This is a genomic window from Hyphomicrobium sp. B1, assembly GCF_049532635.1.
In the GTDB taxonomy this organism is placed as follows: Bacteria; Pseudomonadota; Alphaproteobacteria; order Rhizobiales; family Hyphomicrobiaceae; genus Hyphomicrobium_B.
The window spans coordinates 603586-619736 of sequence record NZ_CP134871.1 but is presented as its reverse complement, the minus strand read 5'-3'; the positions used below and the strand labels follow the sequence as shown (position 1 = coordinate 619736).

The following is a 16151-nucleotide window of genomic DNA, read 5'->3' as shown; positions in this document are numbered from 1 at the left end:
TGACGTCATCGCACTTCTGTTGGGCCGGAAAGGGGGCCGAACCCGAAGTCGCGGACGTGAATGCATTCGGGGATTCGGGGAAATGCATGCGCTTGTTGATCGTAGAAGATAATGTGCGAATTGCTGAATACATAGGAACAGCACTTCGCGCTCAAGGATTTGCCGTCGATGCCGTAGGAACGGGCGCGGATGGTGATGCCGCGATCGCGACAACATCCTATGACGCAGTTATTCTCGATCTTGGATTACCTGATATCGACGGCCTTACTTGGCTTGGCGCCGTTAGAAAGCAAGTCAATCAAGTTCCCATTCTCGTTCTAACTGCCCGAGACGCTTTACGCGATTTGGTGCAGGGGCTCGATTCTGGCGCAGACGACTATATGCGCAAACCGTTCGAGGTCGATGAACTCGTTGCGCGCGTGCGCGCATTGCTGAGGCGGCCGAACCATACCATCGGGACGCATCTCTCTCACGGCAATATCTCGCTCAATACGAGCACGCGAGAAGTACTCGTCGATGGCGTCGGGGTCGAAGTTGGAAAACGCGAATGCAGTGCGCTCGAGCTTTTGCTCCGACGCGCGGGGCGGGTCGTTCCCAAGACCGCAATCGAGGAAGCGCTCTACAGCTTCGACGAGGAGCTTTCATCTAACGCAATCGAAGTTCTCATCCATCGTTTACGCAAACGCATGAGCGATGCCAACGCCAATGTCCATATCCACACATTGCGCGGAGTTGGGTATATTTTATCAAATTCCACGAACTAGGCATGCAGAGTTCGAAAGCAGCACCCTCGATCTGGCTGCGATTGATCGTCGGCCTTGTTACAGTTTCGCTACTTGCCGCAACGGCCACGAGCTGGCTGATTTACGAGAGATTTGTCTCGACGAATTCTGAATTTAGGGATCGCACGCTTCAGAACGACGCGCGTGCTATAAAAAACCTTCTTCAGCGTGCGGCCGAAGGGAGGCCGCTTCAACTTTCGGATTTCCTGACAGGCGACTTCCGAAACGGGAATGGCAAGTTCGCCATCGTTAGCGAAAACGGAGTTCTTCTGGCTGCCTCAACTGGTGTCAACGCGCCGCTGGCTCCGATCGACGGCCAAAATACCCGCGATTTCTTCGTCTCCGCGGCCGATAGGCGAAAAGGACGACTGTATGGTTTTACCCTCAAAGGGATGTTTGGATCAAAGCCAGTTTGGATTCAAATCGCATTACCACAAGGTGAGGCAGCCTTTGACTCCTTGCTACAAAACTTTGTCGTCGATATCGGATGGATCTGGCTGCCCTTCGTCATCTTCCTCCTGCTAACAAATCTTCTTGTTGCCCGGATCGGTTTGCGGCCGTTACGGATCGCCGCTTTGCAGGCCGAATCCATTGGCCCGAGCGCTGTTTCGACTAGGTTGTCAAATGAAGGACTTCCACGTGAGGTGGACGCGCTCGTGAGTTCTGTAAACAGGGCTCTCGACCGGCTTGAAATCGCATTCCATTCTCAGCAACATTTCATCGCTGATGCTGCGCATGAACTGAGAACGCCCATTGCGGTGATCAAAGCCCACGTCGGCATTCTTCCCAATTCGCCCGAAATTGAGTCTCTCAAGGAGGAGATCAGGGCTGCCGAACGCCTCGTCAATCAGCTGCTCGATTCGGCTCGGCTGGATGTCGTCGTGTTGGACGCAACTGATGTGACGGATCTCAACTCGATTGTCGAAGAAGTCGTTTTGCAACTTGGGCCGATGGCCATCAAATGCGGCAAGTGCCTGGAGGTTTTACCTTGTCCGATGAAGGTTGAGGTGAATGGTTGCCACGATATGCTGGCGTCTGCCGTGCGCAATTTGGTCGAGAACGCAATTCGCTTCACTGCCCCTGGCACGTCTGTCGTGATGGTCGTTTCTTACCCTCCCGCGCTCGAGGTAATTGATCACGGGCCTGGTGTTAAGGTGGAAGAGCGCGAGCGCATATTTAAGCGCTTCTGGCAAGGTACGCGAGACCGAGGCGGCGGTGCCGGGTTGGGCCTCGATATCGTTGCACGCACTGTTGCCGCTCTTGGCGGATCCGTGTCCGTAGGCGATGCCCCAGGAGGAGGCGCGGTGTTCACATTGCGCTTCCTACCGCCAAAAGATGTGGCGCGGACAACAGACGTTCGCTTTTCGTAATTTTGTAAATTGAAATCCCATCTTACTTCACTGCCGTTGCCTCGTATCGCCTTCATCGAGAGGCTGTCCCCTCGCCTTCGAACTAAACAGCGGACCCAACTTTTCATTGTGATTTCTTGAAGGCTGTAAGCACGCCGTAAGCGCTTACCTCGATGGTCATGGCCGGTCGCAACAACGAGGGGAGCGATTCGGTGCAGATCATTGTCGTGACGCAGAGCCATGCTCGTCGGTCCGAGGTTGAGCACTTCATTGCTGATGTTTATCGTAGGCATTACGGGGCTTCCGTTCCAGAATTCTCACCTACACTCCTTGCTTTGCTCGGGCGCGATGGTAATTGGCTGTGCGCTTCGGGACTGCGCTTTGCTGAGAGCGATTTTTTTTCCGAGTGCTATCTTGATGAACCGATCGAGATACTTCTCGCACGAGCTTCTGGGGCAGCTGTAAATCGCGAAAGCATCTTCGAGGTTTCCGGCCTCGCCAGCCGTGCACCGGCGCGGGCCGCACAATTTCTTCGCTACATCGTTTCGTATGGTGATACCGCTGGCTTCGACTGGGCCTTCTTCACCGCCACCAAGCGCCTACGCAGTCTCCTCAGCGCTCTCGGGCTACCGCACATCGCCTTAGGAGATGCTTACAAGCAGCGCGCCCAAAATCCCCAAGTGTGGGGATCCTATTACGACGGCGCGCCGCTCGTTTGTGCTGTCAGCCGCTCTGCGGCGCAAATCTATCTCAACAAGCAGACGAGCACGGTGGTCCATGCTTGATATCATCTCCGCACTGCGCCGCAACGCTATCGACCAAGATGCCTCTCCGGCTTTTTCCGATGACTCTGGCTCGCTAACACACGCTGATCTTTCAGCCCGTGTCGCTGAATGCGCGGCCAATCTGGAGTCGTTTCCCCACCACCTGGGACTTTTGGGGGAAAACTCAAACGACGCGGTCGTCGCGCAACTCGCAGGTTGGGTCGCAGGCAAAATAATCGTCCCGATCCCTGCATTCTTCAGCTCTGCACAGCAGAAGCACATTCTTGCCGACTGCAGCGTTTCGCACGTCATCGCGACTCCGAACGCGGTCGATGCGGCACGCCAGCTCGGTGTCGAGGTTGTGCCGGTGACAAACGGGCGGCGGGCCTCTCCGCCGGAGCTTCGCCATGGTGGCGGACAAATCATCTACACATCAGGAAGCACTGGGCGCCCAAAGGGCGTGCGGCTCGCCTTGTCCCAGATCGAGCGCTCGGCAGCCATGTTGGTGCAAGCGACATGCGCCACGCAAGACGACTTGTATCTTTCTGTGCTGCCGCTTCCCCTCCTTCTCGAGACGATATGCGCGATCTGCGTGCCGTTGTTCGCCAAGGCACGCACGCGCTTCGATCGGGCCATGACCGCCTCGGTGGCACGAGGCCAGCCGCAAGGACTGAGCGCGACCTTTGCCAAGCATGATCCGACAACTTCCGTCCTCGTGCCCGAGCTTCTCGCCACATGGGTGGCGGAGCTCGATGCAAGCGGCCAAAAGGCACCGACTAGTCTGCGTTTTGTTGCGATCGGCGGTGCCCCGGTTGCGACAGCCATGGCCAATAAGGCCTGGAGCAAAGGCATCCCCGCGCATGAAGGCTACGGTCTTTCCGAATGCTGTTCCGTCGTCGCAGTCAACCGCCCCGGCAAGCGCAGACCCGGGACGGTGGGACAGCCACTGCCAGGTTTGAACATCAGCATCGAAGACGGCGAGATCGTCGTCGACGGGCCGACGATCATGCAGGGTTATCAGAATGGCTGCGATGCGGCCCATCCTTGGCGGACCGGTGATCTGGGTATGCTCGACGCCGATGGCTATCTCCGGATCTCCGGCCGCAAGGACAACCTTATCGTCACTTCGTTCGGCCGCAATGTGAGCCCCGAATGGATCGAGGCACTGATAACGACGGACGAGCGAATTGCCGCGTGCGCCGTGCTGGGTCACGGCGAGCCATATTTGAGCGTACTCATAGTTCCGAGTTCTCGAAGTGCAGATTGGTTCGCCACTGTCAGCAAAGCAGAAGTGCTGTTGGCGCTCTCCAATATCTGCCGCGACGCCCCTGTGTACGCGATACCGCGCGATTTCGTCCTGCTCGCTCGCAACGATGCAGTTCGGCGCAACCTTCTCACACCCAACGACCGATTCCGCCGCGCGTTACTGCCTGACGCCTACGCCGAGATCAAAGCCGCCGCCGAGCGGCGTCCTGTTACGCAAGAAGAGGAGATGAGCGCATGAGCTTTTACGACACGTTGCAAGCCGAGACAGCACCTGACCGTCAGGCCTTCCTGTCCATACCGCTCATTCAGACGGCCATGCAGAAAGGAGCGTCCCGCGAACTCTACGTCGACTTTCTCACGCAGGCCTATCACCACGTGAAGCACACCTTTCCACTGTTGGCGCTCGCTTCTGCGCGCACGCACGACGAGACCTACCAGGATGCACTCGTCGAATACATGGAGGAAGAGCGCGGGCATGAGAAGTGGATACTCGATGATATTCGCGCATTCGGTGGCGATGTCGAAGCGGTGAGATGTGGTACGCCGGGACAGGCATGCCAGATCATGGTCGGCTACACCTACTATGCGATCGAGTGGATCAGCCCCTATGCAATGCTCGGCAGCGTGCATGTGCTGGAGGGCATGTCGACGATGCTGGCCGACAAAGCCGCTGACGCCATTCAGCGCTCACTTGCTCCTCCGGACGAGTCAGGCTTCTCCTACCTTCGCTCGCACGGTGCGCTTGACATTCAGCACGTCGCCTTTTTCAAAAGCCTTGTCGACGGGATTTCAGCTGAGGCGCGTCCCGTCATCATCTCGACATCAAAGATTATTTACAGGCTCTACGGCGACATCTTCCGTGAGCTATCTCTGCGTCATCCGGGCCTCCGCGATGCAGCTTAAGGGTAAGCTAGCCGTCATAACTGGCGCGGGTTCGGGTATCGGCCGCCAGCTTGCTGTCGAAGCGGCTCGGCGAGGTCTGACGGTGGCATTAATCGGCCGCCGCGCCGACGCATTGCATGGAACGCTCGAGATGATGAGCCAGCAACGCAATCACCTGGTGCTTCCCGGCGACATCACGGATCCGGAAATTCGCATCGCCTTGAAAAACTACATCGCGCATTGGTGGGGTCGGCTCGACGTTCTTGTCAACAACGCTGGCGTGCTAGCCGTCGGGCCGCTCGCGAGTACCAGCGACGCCGAACTGGAGCGTCTGATGAAGACAAATGTAATCGCGCCAGCAGCTCTTATTCGTGAGCTGCTGCCGTTGCTTCATCGTGGAGCTCCCTCGCGAGTTGTCAACATCGGGTCCATGTTCGGTGACATTGCCTACCCACTGTTTGGGGCCTATTCGGCGTCTAAATTCGGCCTTCGCGGGCTTTCGATTGCACTGCGGCGCGAGTTCAAGGAGTTCGGCGTCGGCATCACTTATGCGGCGCCGCGCGCAACAAAAACGGATGCATCTAGAAACTTCGCACGGCTCATGGGCCCGCTGCGGATGCGCGTCGATGATCCTGCTAAGGTCGCGCGAGATGTCTGGGCTGCCGTCGCACGTGATGCGGACAGCGTCTATGCGAAGGGGCCCGAGCGTCTGTTCGTACTTGTGCAGAGACTGTTCCCGCAACTCGTCGATCGCTCGCTGGAGGCACAGATGGCGGACACGCGCGTGCGTGCGTTCTTAATGAGCCAGAACGGATCCCCTACGACGCTTGAGGTCGGATTGCGGAGCAGTGGAAGCACGTGAAAATCGCAAGTCAGCCGCAGACTCAAAAACAAGCAACCAATGAGGAAACTCATGAAACTGGCTAACAATCACCTCACGATCGCTGCCGCTGCCATCACCGCAGTGATCGCCAGCGGATTCGTATCGCATGCCAAGTCCGCTCCAGCAGCAAAAAGTCGCTTCGACGAGGACGTTCTAGCCGTTGCCAATGACTGGGCGCGCGTCAAATATTTGAGCAAGTCGAATGACGAGCGCCAGCGGAATATGGATGCGATTGGAGCTAAGGCCGATGAGCTCGCGCAGCGGTATCCCGATCAGCCAGAGGCCTTGATTTGGGACGGCATCGTTACCAGCGAACGCGCTTCGCTCACGTGGGGCATCGGCGCTCTCAACCTCGCCTCGAAGGCGCGCGACGTGCTTCTTAAAGCTGAAAGCTTGAATCCCAAGGCCGCCGACGCCGGTGCACCCACCAGCCTCGGCGTCCTCTATTATCGCGTGCCCGGTTTTCCCTTCGGTTGGGGCGACAAAGACAAGGCCCGCGCTTATCTGGAGGAAGCGGTCAAGAACGCCCCAAACGGGAGAGACGCCCACTATTTCTATGCTGACTTCCTGTACGAGCAGGGAGAATACAAGGCAGCTGAGTATGAGCTGAAACAAGGGCTGTCATCTCCGGCGCATCCGGAGCGGCCCATCTGGAACACGTATTTCCCGAAGGTAATGCAAGGCCTCCTCGCCAAAGTGCAGGAAAAAGAACGCTCGTGACGGGCGGACTTTGCATGCATTGAAGAAAAAGGACCGCCATGCACATGGTCTCGATCTGGGCCGGCCTCGGCAAGCAACTTCGCACGCCTAGCGGGCGCTACGGTCGGTTTGCTGGTCGGCTAATGGCACTCATTAATGGCGCACCACACAGGTGCGCCATTGCAGCGCTCGACGTTCAGCCCCACGATACAGTGCTCGAACTTGGTTTTGGCCCGGGCCGTGGCATCGTCAGCTTGGCACGACAAGCCATGCGGGGAAAAGTGCTCGGAATCGATCATTCGCCCGAGATGCTCGACATCGCCAAGCGCGCCAGCCGTCAAGAAATTTCCCACGGCCGAGTGCATCTACGTCTCGGTCATTTTGACGATCTTCCTTATGCTGATGACAGCATCAGCAAGGTGATCGCGATCAACGTCGCCTATTTCTTCGGCATTGAGGGCAAGGAGATTGCCGAGATCTATCGGGTGTTGCAGCCCAGAGGACGCGTCGTGATCTACGTCACTGACCGCGCAACGATGCGCAAGTGGAAGTTCTCAGGCTCTGACACCCACAGGCTCTATGACGCCGCCGACCTAAACCGCACCCTTCGCCAGGGCGGCTTCGACGATCGGAACATCTTCATCGAAACGATCAGGCTGCCCTTTGGCATGCGGGGCTTGGTAGCGGCGGCGGTCAAGAACTGAAGGACGGATTGCGTACGACGGGATCGTCAAAGGCTACACAGCGGAGAATGCAAAGGCGAAAATATGACACGAATTGCGCTGCTTTTTTTATTGGTCGCGCCGCTTTCTCTCGCGGCTTGCTCGACCATGCAGAACCATGACATGCCCCCCGACATTCGCGATAGTCAGGTCACGCCACCATAGGTGGATCCGCCGACGTGCTGATCCAGCTTACGACCGATTTCTCGGGCCATTCGCGCCGCTTTCCGCTGAATGGCCATTAGCAGAATAAGTCATGAGGTCGGCTGTCTGATTAGGAATAGACCTGCACAAACTTACCCCAATGGAGCAGGATCAAAAGGCGGCTCAGTAGCTGCGGTGGGCAGGCCCGCCGCCCTGACCCGAAACCGAGCCAGCACCACTGGCAAGTATCTAAGCATTCCCTGAGACGACAAGCAAAGGCTCGGTGAGCAGACGATGTTTGAATGCTGCATTGTTCCACGCTGTCGCAACGATTTTCGCGACTATATGCGGCCCGATCCGGTTTTCGTAGTAGTCCACCATTTCGTCAGTCGCGGTGGGGTCGAACAGCGCCTTCGACACCATCAGGTTCTCAAGCGCTTTTACCCGAAATCGACTTCGTCAGGAGGCGCATGGTTGTGGCCACCGGCATGACCCAGTGCAACAACCACTTGTGATGCGCAGCTCTGCGTTGAAGATCTTCACGGCATGGCGATCCGGCGCGGCTTCGAGCAAATGCTCGAGCATCCGCCCCGGTGCCATGCCGTTGCCGAAGATGACGAGTTTTTCAACCGTCAGATCCTTCGCACAAACCCTGCGCCTACGCCGCCGCCTTGTAAGGGTCGGCGCTGAGCGTGCGCATGAGATTCGAAAGGATCGCTACGTTCTCGTCCGAAAGAGGCTTCAATGGGCTCCGCGGCTTGCCGGCATCAAGACCTTTGATCTTGAGGCCCGCTTTGATCGTCGGCGGCAATCCTCCGTTGCCGACAATAAACTCCAGCAGCGGCAACTGGTCGTAAAACACCTTGCGCGCCCCCGGGAGATCGCCCGCCTGTATCGCACTGTAAAGTTCGAGATTGAGCTTTGGAATGAGATTGGGCGCCGCGGTGCACCAACCGGTAGCTCCGGCAACGAAAGCCTCGAACGCAAGCGGATTGCTACCATTGTAAAATGGGATCTGACCGTCGGAGAGCTTGTAGAGCTGATGCATCCGTTGGATGTCGCCGGTGCTTTCTTTGACCATCGTGATATTGTCGATCTCCTTCACCATTTTGGCGATGAAGGGCGGCCGCATATCGATGCCGCTAGTTGCTGGATTGTTGTAAAGCATGATCGGGATGCTGATGCTCTGCGCGATCGCGGCGTAATGCGCGAAGATCTCTTGCTCGTTGAGCTTCCAATATGAAATCGGAAGCACCATAACCGCGTCTGCACCGGCTTGCTCGGCAAATTTCGCCCGGCGTACGGCGTTGCGCGTCGTAAGATCGGAAATGCCGACAACAACCGGAACTCTCTTTCCCACCTGATTGATCGCCGTCTCAGCCGTCTCGTCCCATTCACTATCGGTGAGGTAGGCGCTTTCGCCTGTGCTTCCCAATGGCGCAATCGCGTGCACGCCATCTGCGATCATCATGTCGATCGATGCCTTGAGCGCCGCAGCGTCGATGCCTTCATTGCTCGTGAAAGGCGTAATCGGATAAGCGATGATGCCCTTGAATTTCGGTGCCATGATAAACCTCTTTTTGACGGTGATTTAGGCTGTGGCTCTGATGGCGTCCGCGTGGTTCTTGAGGGCGCGGCGGACGTAATAATTGAAAGCGACGGAATAGCGCTTGGGCGTCGAAATCCAGTCATGCGCCTCGCGGGCCAAAAGCTCGGGGACAGGCTTGATGTCCGAGACGGGCATTGCAGTTAGCTGAAGCTTTGCTGCTCGCTCCATCAGCAACGCGAGCACACAAGCTTCCTCGACTGTGGAGCCGGTAACGAGCATTCCATGGTGAGAAAGCAAGATGGCGCGCTTTTCCCCCAACGCTCCCGATATGATGATCCCTTCTTCATTACCAACAGGGATACCCGGCCACTTCTCGAGGAACGCGCAGTCCTCGTAGAGCGGACACGTATCCATGTGCGAAATCACCAAAGGAATTTCGAGCATGGAAAGCGCGGAGCAATAGAACGGATGCGTGTGGATTATGCAGTTGACGCGCGGATGCTCGCGATAAATCCAGGTATGGAACCGATTGGCTGGATTTGGCATTCCTCGACCGTCGACGGTCTCGAGATTCTCATTGACCCGAAGAAGATTGTCTTCGGTGATCTCGTCGAAACCGTGCCCGAAGGGCTGTGTGTAATAAGTGCCGGGCTCCTCGGCACGCGCCGTGATCTGGCCAGCAAGGCCTGAATCGTGGCCACCGTCAAAAAGAATGCGGCAGGTAAGCGCGAGCTTCTGCCTCGTCGAGTAATCGCCGACGGCCAGTTCGGTGCCCATTCTTTGGTGGGCTATCGAGACCAACTCGCTTTTTGAAAGCGTAAGTGTATCGGACATTTATTTTCTCTCCTTCGATCGCGCGGTAAAGTGAGAGAGGCCGGCGGCTCGGCCTCTCACGTCGGCGTCAGGGAGCATTGAGGGCCGGGCCGCTGCCAGGAACGAAGCGGTCGTGATTGCTCTTGAGGTCGCTGATGATATCTGCAGCGGCCGAGGGTTTGCGGCGGTGGAAGGCTAGGATCCAGACAAGGCCGATCGCGAGATAGGCGAGGAAAAGATATGGGAAGCTGTCTACGGGCGCGGCCGGCACAGGATAGACACTTCCGACAGTCGGGATCGCGAGCAGCATCAACGCGACTATACAAACCGCCACATCTTTCGTTTGAAGTTGGCCGATGGCTTTCAGATAGACGGGTGCGGCGATCGTTATCAGCGCATAGGGCACGAGGAAACCAAATGCTGCGCATGTGCCAGCATAATTGAAGAGATCAAGCATCGCGATTCCACCGGCCGTCGCCGCGACGGGGATGAGGAAGGCGATGCCAGCGAGCGCGGTCACAGCGACATGCGGTGTTTCATTCGTTTTGTGCGACGTCGCGGTAACGGGCGGAAGTATGCCGTGGCGACCCATCGTGTAGAGGATGCGTGATCCGGCATTGAGGCAAGATAGCGCGAGCGCAAAGAAGCTGATCATCGCGCCCAGCGAAAGCGGAACTTGAAGAGCGCCCACGCGTGCGAGATCGGCGAGAACGTTCAGGGGCGCGTCGAGCTTATCAAGAGACGTCGAGTATCCACGCGTTCCGAGCACCATGACGTAGGTGACGAAGACAAAGAAGGCGCCGGAAATCAGCAAGCTCATGACGACCGCGCGAGGGATCGTTTTCAGCGGATCTTTGGCTTCATCGCCAAAAGCCGTTGCACACTCGAAGCCGACAAGGCTGAAGATCGCCACTACCACGCCGAGGCCCATGCTAGATGCTGGGAAGGTCGACGTCGCGAACTGAGCTCTGTCGATTGCAAAGTGATGCTGGGAGAGGACAATGAAGCAGAGCAAGCCGATCAGGGCCATCGAGGCGCCTTCGCAGACGAGCATCATGATCGCCGAAAGCTGCACGTTCTTCCATGCCAGGAACCAGGCGGTGGCGACGCAAACGGCGGAAAGCAGCAGTGGTGGCGCACTGATTCCAGCCATCGCCAGAAGTTTGCCCGAGAAGATCGTGAAGCCTGTCACACCTGCGGTGGTGATGCCCATGTACGCCCAGAGCAGCGACCATCCTCCGACGGCGCCAGCATTAAGGCCAAGGCCGCGGCAGATGTAAGCGTACATCGAACCAGAGCCTGTCGATCGGCGCGCGAACTGATTGAGATTGAAGGCAACGAACAGCAACATGACCGTGCCAAGAGCATAGGAAAGCCAGCTCCAGTCGCCGGTGTTCGAGTACATGACGGGAATGATTAGCGCTGCCGTCATGGTGGGCGAAATCAAGGCCACAGCTTGGGCCAATAGTTCCGTGAAGCTGAGACAGTTCGACTTCAGCTGGTTCGTGGGTTGCATCCCGTATCTCCTATTGAGCGCGAGGGACATCGTTCGGTGCCGCGTGTTTCTCGCGACCCGTCATTCGGCTCTTTCCTGCTGCATCTGCGAAAAGGATATGCTAGCAACTGGCCCCATCAACACAGCCAGATCTTAAAAAGCGAGTGGACCAGAATGTTGCGCCCCTGGCACCTCTCTCTCGCACTCACGCGGGGAAAGAAATCCGTCTCCCAACAGATTGTTCACGCCGTCATCGAGGATGTGAGACGCGGACGGCTTGCGCCGGGCTTCCCATTGCCAGGAAGCCGTGAACTCGGTGAGACGCTGGGCATCAATCGAAAAACGGTGATGGACGCCTACGCCGAGCTGGAGGCCCAAGGTTGGGTTTCAACGGAATTGCGTCGTGGAACGTTCGTTGCGGAAAATCTTCCGCAACTGGCAAAGGTCAGCGTCGACAAGCGGCCGCGCGCCAGTACCATTCCGCTAGAGCCATCTTTCAAGCTCTCTCGACCGGAAGTCACGCTTGCTGCCGATCTGCCACCATCGAAATGGCTCAGCTTCAATGACGGCGCACCCGAAATACGTCACGTGCCAATCGAAGCCGTGGCGCGCGCCTATAGAAACGGCTTACGCTCAACGCTGCAACTCCGCCGGTTGGGCTATGGTGATCCTCGGGGATCGGAGGGCCTCAGATCTGCGCTCGCGGCGATGCTGACGGCGGACCGGGGCTTGGCGGCTGGCTCCGACAACATCTGTCTGACGCGAGGAAGTCAGATGGGTATTTTTCTCGCAGCGCAGACGCTCATTAACCCTGGAGATACGGTCGTCGTTGAGACGTTGAGCTATCCTCCCGCACGGGAAGCGTTTCGGCGCGTGGGCGCGGAAATCGCGACGGTCCATGTTGATGATGATGGTATCGATGTGGAGGATCTTGAGCGGGTGTGCCGCAGGAAGCGTGTGCGCGCGGTCTACGTGACGCCGCATCATCACTTTCCAACGACGGTTTGCATGACGCCCGAGCGGCGGATGCGGCTTATTCTGTTGGCGGCTCAGTTCGGCTTCGCGATCATCGAAGATGACTACGAGCATGAATTTCATTTCAGCCATCAGCCGATGCTACCGCTGGCAAGCTTCGACACTGCCGGGCATGTCATTTATATCGGGTCGCTTTCGAAGCTCCTGAGTCCGAGTTTGCGGCTCGGATACGTTTGTGCGCCCAGGTCACTTATTGATCGGATGGCGGGAGAAGTCATGATGATCGACCGGCAGGGCGATCCGGCGATGGAGGCAGCAATCACGGAGCTGATCGAAGCGGGCGAAATCCATCGCCACACGCGCAAAATGCTTCGCCATTATATCGAGCGGCGGGCTAAGTTTGCTGATGGCCTGAATGGGGTCCTTCGAGGGAGAGCAAGATTCAACGTGCCTGACGGTGGTCTCGCCTTTTGGGTTCGCTTCGATGGTATTGACTTGAAGCGTCTGGTCGCGCGGTGCCGGGAGAAGCAGCTCCATATTCAAATGCCGGATGCATTCTCGTCCACCGGACAAGCGGTCGGCGCGCTTCGGTTGGGTTTTGCGAGCCTCGACGTCAAGGAACTGGCCGCCGCGACAGCGCGAATGGGTGCGGCACTCGCCGAAACGAAACGTTAATCGGGAAATTGTGATGGCGCGCCGCACGAGCACAGAGGTCAGCATAGGTTTCTCCAGCCACTGTGGTGCCCGCCTCGACAATCAGGATTTTGCCGCCGCCGATCTTGGTTCTGAGGAGGAGCGCGCACTTCAGGGCGTGCTCGTGGCTCTCGCCGATGGCGTCGGCGGCAGCAAAGGGGGTCGTATCGCCGCCGAACTTGCCGTTCAAAATTTCTTCGATGGGTTTCGTTCGCAAAATCCTCTGGGCAGTGTGGCTTCGGCGGCGACAAAGACCATGGATGGCTTCAATCGATGGCTGAACGCTCAGGCTCGAACACCCACGATGAAGGGCGCCGCAACGACCTTCACGGGCGTCGTCCTTCGCGGTCGAGAGGCACTTGTTTTGCATATCGGCGATAGTCGGGCTTGGCATTTGCGTGGTGCTGCGTTGGCGCTCTTGACCGAAGATCATGTTTCGATCAGTAGCGATGATAGGGCAGTTCTGTTGCGCGCGCTGGGGCTTGAACCGGTGTTGCGGCTAGACTTCATTCGGCAGTCACTTGACGATCACGATCGGCTCCTCCTCACGAGCGACGGCGTACACGGGGTCCTCACGCAGCAAGAGATCGCTCGATTGCTTTGCGCTCGAAAAAGTTCCCAGGCTGACGCGGACGCGATCACAGCCGCAGCGCTCGCTGCCGGATCGCAGGACAATGTGACCGCATTGGTCGTCGATTTCATTGCGCTGCCATCGGTTGATTTTGATGCGTTGGCGGCGGAAATGGATAGCCTCGCGATTCTGCCGCCTCCGGAAGAAGGAGAAACAATCGACGGTTACCGTCTCGAACATCTTCTCTCCGACGCGGCATACGCTCGTATCTTCGTCGCTAGAGATCGGGAAAATCGGATCGTCCTGAAATTTCCAAAAACGATGTTACTGTCGGAGGATGGTGCAAGGCTTGCCTTCCTGCGCGAGGGCTTTCTTGGGCGGCAAGTCGAAAGTCCCTATGTGGGACGCACACTAGCCTTGCCCGAAGGCAGTCAAAGCCGGCTCTATATAGCGATGCCCTTCTATGCGGGCAAAAGCCTCGAGACTAAAATTTCCGAAGAGCAGGTGCCCCTCCGCGATGCGGTTGCGATCGCACTAAAATTATCCCGCGGAGTTGCCTCGCTTCATCGGCGTGGCATCGCACATCGCGATATCAAGCCTGGAAACGTCATTTTGACGAGTGACGGAGGGCTCAAACTCATCGACCTCGGCATCGCACGCGTACCAAATTTTAAAGAACTTCCGGAAAATGAAGTGCCCGGAACCGCGAGTTATATGGCTCCCGAACTCTTCAAAGGAGAGCTTGGCGATGCCATCTCCGACCAATTTTCTCTCGGCGTCACGATCTATCGCCTCTTCACGGGGCATTATCCGTATGGAGAGACCGCACCATTTACTACGCCTCTTTTTGGGCCGCCCATCCCCGCTTCTCAATACCGTCCTGAGATGCCGGCGCGATTGGAGGCCGCAATCATGAAAGCGATTTCCCTGCGCCGAGACGACCGCTTTGCAGACGTGGAAGAGCTGATCTACCAGCTTGAAACAGGGATGCTGAATGTGTTGCCGCCACGAAATGCGGTGCCGCTGTTCAGGCGCAATCCGATTCTTCTTTGGAAATGCATTTCCGCATTGCTTATCGCTGTCGCGATCGTCGAGTTCCTCCTTATGAGATAAGGTGAGGTGCGCTTGGCCCCGCCATGTGGAGAATTGCTCAGCTTTCGGACCGGAGCGAGCAAGGGGCGGTGTCTGCTTTCTCTGTTGATCGCAAAACAAGCGACGGGGTTCCGAGTTAGCGTGATGACCGCTAAGGGTCGTGACGAGGCTTCGATCCTTTAGCTATGCCGCCCACTCGTAATCCGAATGCGGACAGCAACGGATGGGCGCAGTACTGTGGCTCCGCATTCGGCTTAGATGTCTGATCGCGCGCTAAGTTCGCTGCTTCGCTTAAAACGCAGGGAATTTGGTTTGCGAGACACGAGTTCGCGTCAGACCGTCCGCACCGCCAGTTTTGACTACCCTTGCGAACGACTGATGCTTGTGCCGCAGATTTCCCTCTTTAATCGATTGGGTATGGGCTGGGGCCGGTGGAAATTGCTTTCCGCTGCATCTGGAATCTTGAGATCACGTTTCCGCCGCGCCTCGAATTTGTCGAAGTCTGCTTTCGCGATTTGCAATGCCTATCCATTAGCGTGTCATGCGGTATGCGCCGTGATCGTGTAGCCAAATGGATCGCGGAACGCGAAATACCTTCCGAATGGGCCGTCCTTCGGCGAGAAGATGATGGGTGTTCCTGCTGCCTCTAATTCTTCGTGCAGCGCGTCGGCATCATCGCAGGCGAACCATAGCGCAATGCCCCAGCCCAATTTTCCTTGAGCGGCTTCCAGATCCATCAGCGGCTTTCGGACCGCAAACGGAACAGGCTTGCTGTTGAAGACGACCGCTTCGGGCGTCTCTTGCAACAGGGGCAGGCCCAACTTGTCGCCATAGAAGGCTCGGGCAGCTTGAAGGTCTTCGGTTTGGATGGCGATAAAATCGGGTCCAGTCAGTCTGCTCATCGTTGCCTCCTTGGCGTGCGGTGATAATATCAGTCACCTGATATAATATAAGGCGGCTGATATTGCAATGAACAAGGACATGACCCCGCTGCTGGGTTACCGGCTGAAGCTTGCTCAGCATGCCCTGCATCGCCGTTTGGAGGAGGCTTTAAAGCCCCTTGGGCTCAATCCTGCGCAATATGCGGTGCTCGCCCAATTGAATGCGAGGCCGGACCAGACCAACGCGGATCTTGCGGAGCGCGCATTCATAACGCCGCAATCGATGCAGGGCGTTTTGGCGAAGCTGGAAGGATGGAAGCTCGTGGAGCGCCGACAGGACGCTCATCATGGTCGCCGGCAGCTTGCGCGTTTAACGCCCAAAGGGCGTCTGAAGGCCGAGGCGGCAAATGCTGAGGTGATGCGGATTGAGGAGGTTCTTGAGGCTGCGGTCTCTCCAGATACCGTGACGGATGCCGTAGATCTGATGAACCGGCTTCACAATGCCATGTGCAAATAGAACTGTTGGAGGTATGGCGCTTCAGGGCTTATCCACTATTGCTGCTGATAACTTTGGCGTTTGCTGTAGCTCAT

Annotated in this window: 16 protein-coding genes and 1 pseudogene; 12 read left to right on the top strand and 5 right to left on the bottom strand. The window is 57.3% G+C overall.

The genetic code is table 11. The features are described from left to right. The first annotated feature begins 86 nt into the window (after positions 1-86). The 8 genes from RLW55_RS03025 to RLW55_RS02990 all read left to right on the top strand — a co-directional run bounded on the left by RLW55_RS03025 (position 87) and on the right by RLW55_RS02990 (position 7329). Positions 87-764, top strand: coding sequence for a response regulator (locus RLW55_RS03025; RefSeq protein ID WP_409561907.1), 678 nt, complete (start codon positions 87-89; stop codon positions 762-764). Between the two features lie 2 nt (positions 765-766). Further along, the gene (locus RLW55_RS03020) at positions 767-2152 is read left to right on the top strand and encodes a sensor histidine kinase (protein WP_409561908.1); all 1386 of its coding nucleotides are present in this window, start codon (positions 767-769) and stop codon (positions 2150-2152) included. A gap of 152 nt (positions 2153-2304) precedes the next feature. After that, positions 2305-2916: a thermostable hemolysin gene (locus tag RLW55_RS03015; protein WP_423415528.1), complete on the top strand. Its 612-nt coding sequence runs from the start codon at positions 2305-2307 to the stop codon at positions 2914-2916. Beyond that, positions 2909-4399, top strand: coding sequence for an AMP-binding protein (locus RLW55_RS03010; protein WP_423415527.1), 1491 nt, complete (start codon positions 2909-2911; stop codon positions 4397-4399). Before RLW55_RS03015 ends, RLW55_RS03010 begins: the two co-directional genes overlap by 8 nt. Beyond that, positions 4396-5064 carry a TenA family transcriptional regulator gene (locus tag RLW55_RS03005; protein ID WP_423415526.1) on the top strand — a complete coding sequence of 223 codons (669 nt, stop codon included), beginning with the start codon at positions 4396-4398 and terminating at the stop codon, positions 5062-5064. The genes RLW55_RS03010 and RLW55_RS03005 overlap by 4 nt, the downstream gene beginning before the upstream one ends. After that, positions 5021-5905 (top strand): SDR family NAD(P)-dependent oxidoreductase, encoded by an 885-nt coding sequence (locus RLW55_RS03000; protein ID WP_423415525.1) that lies wholly within the window; start codon positions 5021-5023, stop codon positions 5903-5905. Before RLW55_RS03005 ends, RLW55_RS03000 begins: the two co-directional genes overlap by 44 nt. Before the next feature lie 51 nt (positions 5906-5956). After that, positions 5957-6646, top strand: coding sequence for a tetratricopeptide repeat protein (locus RLW55_RS02995; protein ID WP_423415524.1), 690 nt, complete (start codon positions 5957-5959; stop codon positions 6644-6646). 38 nt (positions 6647-6684) lie between these two features. Then, positions 6685-7329, top strand: coding sequence for a class I SAM-dependent methyltransferase (locus tag RLW55_RS02990; protein ID WP_423415523.1), 645 nt, complete (start codon positions 6685-6687; stop codon positions 7327-7329). A 411-nt stretch (positions 7330-7740) separates the two neighbouring features. Here the strand turns inward: RLW55_RS02990 and RLW55_RS02985 are convergent, their stop codons facing one another. The 4 genes from RLW55_RS02985 to RLW55_RS02970 all read right to left on the bottom strand — a co-directional run bounded on the left by RLW55_RS02985 (position 7741) and on the right by RLW55_RS02970 (position 11369). Next, positions 7741-7914 (bottom strand): nitrile hydratase subunit alpha, encoded by a 174-nt coding sequence (locus RLW55_RS02985; RefSeq protein WP_423415522.1) that lies wholly within the window; start codon positions 7912-7914, stop codon positions 7741-7743. Positions 7915-8149: 235 nt separating this feature from the next. Further along, a complete protein-coding gene (locus tag RLW55_RS02980; protein ID WP_423415521.1) occupies positions 8150-9058 on the bottom strand; it encodes a dihydrodipicolinate synthase family protein in 909 nt (302 codons plus the stop codon). A 24-nt stretch (positions 9059-9082) separates the two neighbouring features. Next, positions 9083-9874 (bottom strand): aldolase, encoded by a 792-nt coding sequence (locus RLW55_RS02975; RefSeq protein WP_423415520.1) that lies wholly within the window; start codon positions 9872-9874, stop codon positions 9083-9085. Between the two features lie 67 nt (positions 9875-9941). Continuing rightward, positions 9942-11369 carry an APC family permease gene (locus RLW55_RS02970; protein WP_423415519.1) on the bottom strand — a complete coding sequence of 476 codons (1428 nt, stop codon included), beginning with the start codon at positions 11367-11369 and terminating at the stop codon, positions 9942-9944. Positions 11370-11522: 153 nt separating this feature from the next. Here RLW55_RS02970 and RLW55_RS02965 point away from each other — a divergent pair, with 153 nt between their 5' ends. From RLW55_RS02965 to RLW55_RS02955, 3 genes and pseudogenes are all read left to right on the top strand, one after another. Then, on the top strand, positions 11523-12998 hold the full coding sequence (locus RLW55_RS02965; RefSeq protein WP_423415518.1) for a PLP-dependent aminotransferase family protein: 1476 nt from the start codon (positions 11523-11525) through the stop codon (positions 12996-12998). Between the two features lie 13 nt (positions 12999-13011). Continuing rightward, positions 13012-13557 (top strand): annotated as a pseudogene (locus RLW55_RS02960) (PP2C family protein-serine/threonine phosphatase); the annotation flags it as partial. A gap of 135 nt (positions 13558-13692) precedes the next feature. Then, positions 13693-14700 (top strand): serine/threonine-protein kinase, encoded by a 1008-nt coding sequence (locus RLW55_RS02955; protein ID WP_423416371.1) that lies wholly within the window; start codon positions 13693-13695, stop codon positions 14698-14700. A 518-nt stretch (positions 14701-15218) separates the two neighbouring features. On the opposite strand, the gene RLW55_RS02950 is transcribed toward RLW55_RS02955, so the two are convergent. Further along, positions 15219-15581 (bottom strand): VOC family protein, encoded by a 363-nt coding sequence (locus tag RLW55_RS02950; RefSeq protein ID WP_013945924.1) that lies wholly within the window; start codon positions 15579-15581, stop codon positions 15219-15221. A 67-nt stretch (positions 15582-15648) separates the two neighbouring features. Between RLW55_RS02950 and RLW55_RS02945 the strand changes: the two genes are divergently transcribed. Next, positions 15649-16077 (top strand): MarR family winged helix-turn-helix transcriptional regulator, encoded by a 429-nt coding sequence (locus tag RLW55_RS02945; protein WP_013945925.1) that lies wholly within the window; start codon positions 15649-15651, stop codon positions 16075-16077. Positions 16078-16151: the final 74 nt, after the last annotated feature.